We start from the raw sequence: 731 nt of genomic DNA on the forward strand, positions 1-731 counted from the left end.
TTTGTCGACGAACTTCGACAACCAGACCTATATTGATTCTCCTTTGCAAAACCTGTCCATGCTGCGCGATGCGTTGGATGGATCGATTTCGCTTCCCGGCGTCAGCAACAGCAACGAGACACTGATGGCCGTGTTCCTCGGCGTCGCGTCTGACAAAACTGTACCGATTTCGCCGGACGCCGTGACTGCGGTTTCCACCATTCTGGGGGCACCCGTTTCGCCAACCGAGGCGGCGCGTCTGGCCGCAGATGCCGAGGCCGTGCGGATCGCTGTCTTGGCAGGACATGGTTAATAAATACGTGGTTTTATTGGCACATTGGCGTGACTTGATTTCGGTCAGGTCACGTTGATCGTTGACGCAGGCCGCGCGCAAGTGTCTTTTCCATACAAGCCATGAAGATTAATTCGACCGTTTCGCGGCACATAGTGCTCTGACGTGCGGCGAGGAAGTACTAGGAGAAACGTAATGCGTTCAAAAGTTGCAGCCGCTGCACTGTCATTCATGGGAGCCACCGCTCTGACGTCGATTGGAGCTATGGCGGGAGGCATGGAAAAAGCCCCCAGCCCGGTGACTGTGATCAATCCGAAAAACGTGGCGAGCGTCACTTATGGCCCATATGTCCGGGCTGAAATCGGTGCCGGCCGCACGTCCCTTAACGATGCCTATTGGTTGCCGCCCGGATATCCCGCTGACCCAAGGGTCAACTTCGATCTGGAATCGAAAAATGGCG

2 protein-coding genes are annotated in these 731 nt (G+C 55.7%); both read left to right on the forward strand.

The genetic code is table 11. From position 1 onward, the window contains the following. Nucleotides 1-292: hypothetical protein (locus tag AB4874_RS19850; protein ID WP_368393311.1), on the forward strand; the 292-nt coding region annotated here is incomplete at its 5' end. A 174-nt stretch (nucleotides 293-466) separates the two neighbouring features. Beyond that, a partial coding sequence (locus AB4874_RS19855; RefSeq protein ID WP_368393312.1) for a hypothetical protein occupies nucleotides 467-731 on the forward strand: 265 nt, incomplete at its 3' end.

Origin of the sequence: Thioclava arctica, from assembly GCF_040892615.1 — a bacterium.
GTDB classification, from domain to species: domain Bacteria; phylum Pseudomonadota; class Alphaproteobacteria; order Rhodobacterales; family Rhodobacteraceae; genus Thioclava; species Thioclava arctica.